This is a genomic window from Acinetobacter sp. HA (assembly GCF_000264725.1).
In the GTDB taxonomy this organism is placed as follows: domain Bacteria; phylum Pseudomonadota; class Gammaproteobacteria; order Pseudomonadales; family Moraxellaceae; genus Acinetobacter; species Acinetobacter schindleri.
The window spans coordinates 21226-28542 of the sequence record NZ_AJXD01000018.1 but is presented as its reverse complement, the minus strand read 5'-3'; the positions used below and the strand labels follow the sequence as shown (position 1 = coordinate 28542).

At 43.2% G+C, this 7317-nt stretch carries 3 protein-coding genes, 4 tRNA genes and 1 pseudogene; all 8 read right to left on the bottom strand.

Annotation, left to right across the window (positions count from 1 at the left end):
• Nucleotides 1–649: 649 nt before the first annotated feature.
• A tRNA-Pro gene (locus HADU_RS05495) sits at nt 650–726 on the bottom strand.
• Between the two features lie 17 nt (nt 727–743).
• Nucleotides 744–819 (bottom strand) — tRNA-His (locus HADU_RS05490).
• 34 nt (nt 820–853) lie between these two features.
• Nucleotides 854–930 (bottom strand) — tRNA-Arg (locus HADU_RS05485).
• A gap of 35 nt (nt 931–965) precedes the next feature.
• Nucleotides 966–1042: transfer RNA gene (locus HADU_RS05480), tRNA-Pro, on the bottom strand.
• A 153-nt stretch (nt 1043–1195) separates the two neighbouring features.
• Nucleotides 1196–2263 carry a quinolinate synthase NadA gene (gene nadA / locus HADU_RS05475; RefSeq protein ID WP_004891531.1) on the bottom strand — a complete coding sequence of 356 codons (1068 nt, stop codon included), beginning with the start codon at nt 2261–2263 and terminating at the stop codon, nt 1196–1198.
• 160 nt (nt 2264–2423) lie between these two features.
• Entirely contained in the window at nt 2424–3644 is a 1221-nt protein-coding gene (gene argJ / locus HADU_RS05470) for a bifunctional glutamate N-acetyltransferase/amino-acid acetyltransferase ArgJ (protein WP_008304252.1), read from the bottom strand.
• Between the two features lie 161 nt (nt 3645–3805).
• Nucleotides 3806–4153: pseudogene (locus HADU_RS05465) on the bottom strand (hypothetical protein); the annotation flags it as partial.
• A 136-nt stretch (nt 4154–4289) separates the two neighbouring features.
• Nucleotides 4290–7016 (bottom strand): preprotein translocase subunit SecA, encoded by a 2727-nt coding sequence (gene secA, locus HADU_RS05460; protein ID WP_008304248.1) that lies wholly within the window; start codon nt 7014–7016, stop codon nt 4290–4292.
• Nucleotides 7017–7317 lie beyond the last annotated feature (301 nt).

Genomic DNA, 7317 nt, shown 5'->3' with positions numbered 1-7317 from the left:
AATCTTCATCACCGCCGATGGATGTGCATTCTACAGTATTTCACTCCACGTGCAACCCTCTTTTTCAACAAAAAGCACCGTCTGTTTATTTATTCTACAAAAAACCAGTTTTTCTCTATCTTTTGACTAAAAATGGTACAGAATCGGGCACATTACTTGATATTTTCTTTGTCTTTCTTATAAAAAGCTTCATTACCTTTCTAAATCTGCATATAAACTGATTACTCTTCATATAATTTTTATTTAAATATTCATTATCTTTTATTTTAGCAGCCGCTCATTCTTATCATTTCAAAAAATAATTTTTCATACTTTTAAAACATATCCTCAAGAAAAACCCCGATAAATATCTTTTAGCGAAATATAGATAATTACTTCAAGCTCGTTATTTTCAATAAGTAGCGTCGCAATAATGGTTTCAGCATCGTTATTATTTATGGTTATGTTATAGGGCCAGCAATCTGGATCAGTGATCACATCAGACCAAAGCAGAGTTATCCCAATACACAAAGCAGAATATTTAAAGAAACAACTAATCTAATTGAGAAGTAATTTAAGAACTCATTCTAATTTTATTTAGATTATTAAATTTCAGGCATAAAAAAACCGCTTAACGCGGTATCTTTTATCTCGACCATCTTTAAGGAGATGGTCGGAGCAGTAGGATTCGAACCTACGACCCCCTGGTCCCAAACCAGGTGCACTACCAGGCTGTGCTATGCTCCGATTTCAACTTTAAAAGTTGGGGTGAATGACGGGATTCGAACCCGCGACAACTGGAATCACAATCCAGGGCTCTACCAACTGAGCTACATCCACCATCATTTTGATTCTAAAATACCAGGCAACCAAATGGCGCGCCTGACAGGATTCGAACCTGTGACCATCCGCTTAGAAGGCGGATGCTCTATCCAACTGAGCTACAAGCGCTTTACCGATGATACTTATCATCCGCCTTGAAGAATTGGTCGGAGCAGTAGGATTCGAACCTACGACCCCCTGGTCCCAAACCAGGTGCACTACCAGGCTGTGCTATGCTCCGATTCATCTCAGCTTTCGTATCAAGCTAATCGCTTGGTACGGTGTGCATTCTAGGCGCGACGCCCAAAGACGTCAACACCTATATTTAAAAAAAATCAAAAAATCGCTTCAAGCGTATATTTATCAAGCATTTCAGACATTTTTTATACAAATTCTAACGTTTTAGACTGGCACTAAAGTCCAACATCCGGTCAAGTGGTAATTTTGCCCGTTGTGCCAAAGCAGGATCGACATGAATTTCCTGATCACCATGTTGCAACACATGCAGAATACCATCAAGTTCATTCATCGCCATCCAAGGACAATGCGCACATGAGCGGCAGGTAGCTCCCTCGCCAGCAGTTGGTGCTTCAATCAGGATCTTGTCAGGTACAGCCTGCTGCATTTTGTAGAATATACCGCGATCTGTTGCCACAATTAGTCGCTCATTAGGCAAAGTCTGAGCAGCTTTAATGAGTTGCGAGGTACTTCCAACAGCATCTGCAATTTCAACTACAGACATAGGGGATTCAGGATGTACCAGTACCGCAGCATCTGGATACAACGCTTTCATATTGGCAATGCCACGTGACCGGAATTCTTCATGCACAATGCACGCACCATCCCATAGCAACATATCGGCACCGGTTTTCTTTTGAATATAACGACCAAGATGCTGATCTGGCGCCCAAATGATTTTTTCACCTAAGCTATCTAAATGCTCGATAATTTCTACTGCACAGCTTGACGTCACCACCCAGTCCGCACGTGCTTTTACAGCTGCCGAAGTATTGGCATAAACCACTACAGTATGATCAGGATGAGCATCGCAAAACTTGGTAAATTCATCGACAGGACAGCCGAGATCCAGTGAACAGGTCGCTTCTAATGTTGGCATAAGTACAGTTTTATTCGGTGATAAAATTTTTGAAGTTTCCCCCATAAATTTTACACCAGCGACGACCAAAGTAGACGCTGGATGATCGCGACCAAAACGAGCCATTTCCAATGAATCAGACACACAACCACCGGTGAGTTCTGCCAGTTCCTGAACTTCAGGATCGCAGTAATAATGTGCGACCAGTACAGCATCACGCTTTTTAAGCTCTGCCTGGATCTGTGCAAACTTTTCCTGCTTGGCCTGTTCACTTAACTGATGCTCTTTCGTCTCACCCAGGCGGTCCAAATGTGCCTGCACAATTGATTTGGCTTCATTGGCTATCAGTTTGGTTGCATCATTCATAACAACATCTTCTCTTTTCCTATATGCCTGCCTTACGCCAGACATCCACCCTACATCACATACCGGTCAGTTTTGGCAATATGCCTTTTTTTGACCATTCAATAAAAATTTTAAAAGTATAAAAAAGCCTCCAGACGGAGGCTTTTGAATTAAATCAGCATTATGAACGATAGTCCGCATTGATTCGGACATAGTCATAAGACAGGTCACAGGTATAAACCGTATCTTTCGCTGTACCTCGTCCAAGGTCAACACGAATAGTCATTTCTGCCTGAGACATCACTCGCGCACCAGCTTCTTCCGTGTAGTCCGCCGCTGCACCACCATCTTTACAGATTTGTACATCATCTAACCAAACCTGAATTTTTGCAACGTCTAAGTTTGCCACACCAGCATACCCAATCGCAGCCAGGATACGCCCCCAGTTTGGATCAGAAGCAAAGATCGCTGTTTTCACTAGCGGAGAATGGGCAATACTATAGGCAATATCACAACATTCTTGTGTATTCGCCCCACCTTCAACTGCCACAGTGATGAATTTAGTCGCACCTTCACCATCACGTACGATCAATTGAGCCAAACGTTTCATGGTACGTGCAAGTACTTCAAGAACTACTGCATAACGTGGATCTTCAGTAGAGCTAATTTCAGCACCGCCCGCCTGTCCAGTCGCAATAAAAATACAAGAGTCATTGGTTGAAGTATCGCCATCAATGGTAATACGGTTGAATGACATGTTCACTGTTGTAGATAGCAACTGTTGAACCAGTTCACGGCTAATCGGTACATCGGTGGCTACATACCCTAACATGGTCGCCATATTCGGACGAATCATGCCCGCACCTTTAGAAATACCAGTCATGGTATAGGTGATGCCATCCATTTCAAACTGTTCAGAAGCACCTTTTGGTGTGGTGTCTGTGGTCATGATCCCGGTCGCTGCATCTCCCCACGCATCATCACTCAATGAGTCTAGTGCTGGCTGTAAACCGCTCAATAGGCGCTCCATTGGTAGTTGCTCACCAATCACACCTGTTGAGAATGGAAGCACTTGCTCTGGTTTTACGCCAGCAAGCTCAGCAAGCTTTGCACAAGTTGCTTCTGCATTTGCCATACCGGTTGGGCCTGTACCAGCATTTGCATTACCCGTGTTAATCACTAAATAACGTGGATTGCCTACTGTCAAATGTGCCTTAGACACATGAACCGGTGCTGCACAAAAAGCATTTTGGGTAAATACCCCTGCAACATTGGAGCCTTCAGCCAGTTCAAATATCACCAGGTCACGTCGGTTCTGATAGCGCACATACGCTTCTGCCGAACCAATTTTTACCCCTTTCACCACATGCATCTGTGGCATAGATACGTCACCAACTGCCATTTTAAAATGTCCAATATTGAAGTTTTAGAAAAATACAGCTTAGTTGATCTGAGACAAAAAATCGAGCCAAAGCCTGATAGATGCTCACTTTTCTTATGGTTTTTCACAATAAAAAACCAGTCATAGTGACTGGTTTTATTGAGCTCAGCAAAACTTAGTTTTTTTGCCAGCTGGGCAGCTTCATTTAGCAATGCTTGTTTCGCCTGTTGCTGACTAGTCGCAGACAATGCCGGATTAGATGCCACAATACGATCAGCATTGGCTGCATTGGCAGCAGTAATTGCAGCAGTTTGTAGTACAATCGGACGGTTCGGATTGGCAAAGGTATAACGAATACCTGTACGAGGGCTTTCCACAGTCACCTGACCGCTTGCATCTACCTGAACAGGTGCAGTCGTTGGGCCAATAGCTTGTTTGACTTTATCTACAGTTGTGGTTTCTGAAGCTGCAAAACTTAATGTAGGGATTGCCAAAGCAGCAATCATCAACGGTTTTAATACTTTTTTCATTGTCTGTCCGCAATTTGATGTCCAATGAGCAACTAAATAACACTTAATGTTATGGACTGCAATTCAAAATGTGCTTTTGAAAAACTTTTTCACATATAAAAATCAGAGTTCTGGAGCTCTGATTTTTTTATATCACTTAAATTTTACCGTGACACTGTTTGTATTTCAGACCTGAACCACATGGACACGGGGCATTACGGCTTGCAGGCGCTTCAAATACCGGTGCAACTGAAGTTGTATTGGCATTTTGCAGGGTATGATCTTCTTCCCCACCCTCCAGCAGACTGTCAAATTCCTGATGAGACAACTGGATACGCATTGCTTCAGCCTGAGCCTGTTGCTGTGCTTCCATCTCAGCCAGTTCTTCAGTAGTTGGTACATGGATACGGGACAGGTCCATCACCACATCAGATTTGATCACACCCAGCATATTCACAAACAGGTTGTACGCTTCTTTCTTGTATTCCTGTTCCGGATTTTTCTGTGCATAACCACGTAGATGAATACCTTGACGCAGGTAATCCATCGCAGCCAGATGCTCTTTCCAATGACGATCCAGAGAATTCAACAGGAAGTGACGTTCCAAAGTTGCTGCAGATTCAGCACCCATCTGTTCACGACGTTCGCGGTAGCGATTAATCACTTCATCGGTAATACGTTCAACCAGACCTTCTTCATCCAGACGACGGTCCTGTTCTAACCATTGACCTATTGGTAATTCGAAGTTCAGGTCTTCTTTCAATGCCTGTTCTAGACCTTCAATATCCCACTGGTCATGAATAGATTCTGGCGGAACATAGTTGGCAATCATGCCCTTCATGACATCGCGGATCATTTCTTCGATGTAATCTTGTAGCGAGCTTTCAGCCAGAATATCATCGCGTTGAGAATAAATGATCTTACGCTGTTCGTTATTTACGTCATCGTATTTCAACAGGTTTTTACGAATATCAAAGTTACGCGCTTCAACTTTACGCTGTGCATTTTCAATCGAGCGCGATACCATCTTGTGCTCAATCGCTTCATCTTCTTGCAGACCCATGGCACGCATCATGGCAATGATACGGTCACCTGCGAAGATACGCATCAAGTCATCTTCAAGTGACAGATAGAAACGGGATACCCCCGGGTCGCCTTGACGACCAGCACGACCACGCAACTGGTTATCGATACGACGCGATTCGTGACGCTCAGAACCAATAATATGCAAGCCACCTGATGCTAATACGGCTTCATGGTTCTCTTCCCATTCAGCTCTCAAGCGAGCTTCATCTTCAGCTGTTGGATTTTCAATTTTAGCGAGTTTGGCTTTCCAGTTACCGCCCAGCAAAATATCGGTACCACGACCTGCCATGTTTGTTGCAATGGTTACTGCACGTGGTGCACCAGCTTGGGCAATAATATCTGCTTCACGTTCGTGCTGTTTTGCATTCAGAACTTCGTGCTGAATGCCCGCTTCTCGCAATTTGTCAGAAAGAATTTCAGAAGCTTCGATAGTCGCAGTACCAATTAGAATCGGTGCTACACCAGCTTCATGAACACGTTGAATCTCCTGAATAATCGCGTTGTATTTACCTTCACGATTCAGGTAAATCAAGTCATTCTGGTCATTACGGATCATTGGACGGTGGGTTGGAATCAGCACCACATCCAGACCATAAATTTCTTTCATTTCCGCAGCTTCAGTATCCGCTGTACCGGTCATACCAGACAGTTTTTTATAAAGACGGAAATAGTTCTGGAAAGTTGTCGTTGCAAGCGTCTGGTTTTCAGGCTGGATTTCCAGACCCTCTTTCGCTTCTACCGCTTGATGGAGACCTTCAGACCAGCGACGGCCCGGCATGGTACGACCAGTGTTCTCATCAACAATGATGACTTCACCTTCATGGATGATGTAATGCACATTGCGTTGATACAGGTAATGTGCACGAATTGCCGCAGTCACGTGATGCACAAGATTCAAGTTAGATGCTGAATACAGACTCTCGCCTTCAGCTAGCAAACCCATAGAAATCAGTTCATTTTCAACAAATTCAAAACCGGTTTCGGTGATTTCTACAGAACGCTGTTTTTCATCAATCCAGAAATGACCGCCATCCGGCACTTTCTCTTCTTTTTGCGGGTGTAATTTTGGTGGAATGCTATTGATTGCAGAATAAAGCTGAGAAGAGTCTTCACTTTGACCAGAAATGATCAATGGTGTACGTGCTTCATCGATCAGGATCGAATCGACCTCATCGATAATCGCATAAGTCAGACCACGCTGCTTTTTCTCTGCCAGTGAGAACACCATGTTGTCACGCAGATAGTCAAAACCGAATTCGTTATTGGTACCGTACGTGATATCAGCTTTATAAGCTTCAGCTTTTTCTGCCGGGTTTTGCATGGAGTAAATGATACCAATGCTCAAACCCAAGAATTCGAATAATGGACGGTTTAACTCAGCATCACGCTGTGCCAAGTAATCGTTCACAGTAATGACATGTACGCCCTGACCACTTAAAGCATTCAGATAACAGGCCAAGGTACCCATTAGGGTTTTACCTTCACCGGTACGCATCTCGGCAATTTTGCCTTCATGCAGGGTAATACCACCGATCAGCTGTACGTCGTAATGACGCATTCCCATAATACGTTTACCTGCTTCACGGCAGACCGCAAACGCTTCAGGGAGTAATTTATCTAGACTTTCGCCGTTATTATATCGTTGTTTGAATTCTTCAGTTTTTGCAGATAAGTCTGCATCGCTTAGGGCTGATATCGTCGGCTCGAGCGCATTAATCTTGTCTACGATTTTACGCATGCGTTTGAGTTCGCGCTCATTTTTGGTACCGAAGATTCCTCCGATCAGACTTGCCAACATGAATAGACTCTCTAAATCTTGCTTGTCAAATGAATATGTTCTTAGTCGTTTATTATGGTGCTAGAAATTTGAACTACAAGGGTTTTAATAAAAAAACCTTATTCCAGCTTCCAGCCCGGAGATCTAAGGCAACGTAATGTAGCAAATTTTGAACACGCAATATAGTAAAATGCATGGCTGTTTGATTCAAAAGCAGATAGATGGATTTTATCTTTATGCACTTTTGCTCATAAGAAAAGCTAAAAACACTATTTTTAATTATAAAAAAACTGGTTCATATTAGTTTTATCCAAACCAATAA